Source organism: Acetobacterium paludosum, assembly GCF_008086595.1.
Taxonomy (GTDB): domain Bacteria; phylum Bacillota; class Clostridia; order Eubacteriales; family Eubacteriaceae; genus Acetobacterium; species Acetobacterium paludosum.
Map to the genome: position 1 here is coordinate 1 of NZ_RXYA01000033.1, position 3102 is coordinate 3102.

Below are 3102 nucleotides of genomic sequence, written 5' to 3' on the forward strand. Positions count from 1 at the left end.
CATTCAAAACAGCACAGTGTATATAGATTGGATCAAGACCTCGGTCGATTAGTACTGGTCAGCTCCATATGTTGCCATACTTCCACATCCAGCCTATCTACCTGGTCGTCTACCAGGGACCTTAACCATTTCTGGTGAGATATCTTATCTTGAAGGGGGCTTCGTGCTTAGATGCCTTCAGCACTTATCCTTTCCAAACTTAGCTACCCAGCTATGCTCCTGGCGGAACAACTGGTGCACCAGTGGTTTGTCCATTCCGGTCCTCTCGTACTAGGAATAGCTCTTCTCAAATATCTAACGCCCACGACGGATAGGGACCGAACTGTCTCACGACGTTCTGAACCCAGCTCGCGTGCCTCTTTAATGGGCGAACAGCCCAACCCTTGGGACCTGCTTCAGCCCCAGGATGAGACGAGCCGACATCGAGGTGCCAAACCTCCCCGTCGATGTGGACTCTTGGGGGAGATAAGCCTGTTATCCCCGAGGTAGCTTTTATCCGTTGAGCGATGGCCCTTCCACTCGGAACCACCGGATCACTAAGCCCGACTTTCGTCTCTGCTCGAGATGTCTCTCTCGCAGTCAATCACCTTTTTGCCTTTGCACTCTAAGAGATGGTTTCCAACCATCCTGAAGGTAACTTTGGGCGCCTCCGATACTTTTTAGGAGGCGACCGCCCCAGTCAAACTGCCCGTCTGACACTGTCCGATGACCGGATTACGGCCACTCGTTAGAATTCCGATAGTACAAGGGTGGTATCCCAAGCTTGGCTCCTTCGAAACTAGCGTCCCAAATTCTCAGCCTCCCACCTATCCTGTACGTCTACTACCAAAACTCAATGCCAGATTGCAGTAAAGCTCTACGGGGTCTTTCCGTCCTGTCGCGGGTAACTCGCATCTTCACGAGTACTACAATTTCACCGGGTGTGTTGTTGAGACAGCGCTCAAATCGTTACGCCTTTCGTGCGGGTCAGAACTTACCTGACAAGGAATTTCGCTACCTTAGGACCGTTATAGTTACGGCCGCCGTTTACTGGGGCTTAAATTCGCACCTTCGCATTGCTGCTGAGCACTCCTCTTAACCTTCCAGCACCGGGCAGGCGTCAGCCCCTATACATCATCTTTCGATTTAGCAGAGACCTGTGTTTTTGCTAAACAGTCGCTTGAGCCTCTTCTCTGCGGCCCCCCTGAGGGGGCACTCCTTCTCCCGAAGTTACGGAGTCATTTTGCCGAGTTCCTTAACAACACTTCTCCCGCTCATCTTAGGATTCTCTCCTCGCCTACCTGTGTCGGTTTACGGTACGGGCACCTTCTCTCTCAATAGAAGCTTTTCTTGACAGCGTGAAATCAGCGACTTCCCTACTTATTTTTCGTTCCCCGTCACGCCTCAGCCTTAAGAACCGGGGGATTTGCCTCCCAATTCAGCCTTGACGCTTGGCCCAGCTTTTCCAACCGCTGGGTTCGCTTATCCTTCTGTGTCACTCCATCTCTCAAACAATTAAAGGTGGTACAGGAATTTCAACCTGTTGTCCATCGCCTACGCTTCTCGCCTCGGCTTAGGCCCCGACTTACCCTGAGCGGACGAACCTTCCTCAGGAAACCTTGGGCTTTCGATGGTGAAGATTCTCACTTCACTTTCGCTACTCATGCCAACATTCTCTCTTGTCTTGTGTCCACTGAACCTTACAGTTCGGCTTCGCCCTCAAGACATTGCTCCCCTACCATTACAGTAAGTAATCCATCGCTTCGGTGCCAGATTTGAGCCCCGTTCATTTTCGGCGCACCACCACTCGACCAGTGAGCTATTACGCACTCTTTAAATGTATGGCTGCTTCTAAGCCAACATCCTGGTTGTTTCTGCAGTTGCACATCCTTTCCCACTTAATCTGGACTTTGGGACCTTAGCGGATGGTCTGGGCTGTTTCCCTTTTGACTATGAGACTTATCTCACACAGTCTGACTGCCGTATATAAGTGTATGGCATTCGGAGTTTGATAAGGTTCAGTAATCTTTACGACCCCTAGCCTATTCAGTGCTCTACCTCCATCACTCTCTTTACAACGCTAGCCCTAAAGCTATTTCGGGGAGAACCAGCTATCTCCGTGTTCGATTGGAATTTCACCCCTATCCACAACTCATCCAAGCCTTTTTCAACAGACACTGGTTCGGACCTCCACTTGGTTTTACCCAAGCTTCATCCTGGTCATGGATAGATCACACGGTTTCGGGTCTACAGCATGCAACTATCGCCCTATTCAGACTCGGTTTCCCTACGGCTCCGTACCTGAAGTACTTAACCTTGCTACATACCGTAACTCGTTGGCCCGTTCTACAAAAAGCACGCAGTCACTTGCGCTCCTGCTGCTTGTAAGCACAGGGTTTCAGTTTCTATTTCACTCCCCTTCCGGGGTTCTTTTCACCTTTCCCTCACGGTACTTTCCGCTATCGGTCAATCAGTAGTATTTAGCCTTAGGGGGTGGGCCCCCTATCTTCCCACAGGGTTTCACGTGTCCCGTGGTACTCTTCGATTACCCACTTTATTAATTTTCGCTTACGGGGATCTTACCTTCTTCGTCCAGCCTTCCCATGCTGTTCAGCTAATTAATAAAATTTGATGTAATCTGGGCTCTTCCTCGTTCGCTCGCCGCTACTTAAGGAATCGATGTTTCTTTCTTTTCCTCCGGGTACTAAGATGTTTCAGTTCTCCGGGTTCCCTCTGTTAAGCTATTTATTCACTTAACAGTGACTGATCTTCTATCAGCCGGGTTTCCCCATTCGGATATCTACGCTTGATCGGTTATGTGCACCTACACGTAGCTTTTCGCAGCTTGTCGCGTCCTTCGTCGGCTCTGATTGCCAAGGCATTCACCCTGTGCTCTTTTCTTCTTGATCCTTTTGATGTTACGTTTTCGTGTTAAAGAAATTGTATTTTCAAATTTTTATATACACTATGCTGTTTTCAATGATCGACGTATTTGTCCAAATTTGATAAAATTTGGCAAGTCGCTAAGCGTTAGCGTGCGACTGATACAAATACTAACACATTTTTCGACTGAATGCTTCCTTTTGTAAATCAGGAATTCTGACGAAAAATATGATCCTTATT

1 rRNA gene is annotated in these 3102 nt (G+C 48.7%); it reads right to left on the reverse strand.

Annotated elements, in window-relative coordinates:
- Positions 1–28: 28 nt before the first annotated feature.
- Positions 29–2888 (reverse strand): 23S ribosomal RNA (locus tag FZC41_RS16995).
- Between the last annotated feature and the right edge of the window lie 214 nt (positions 2889–3102).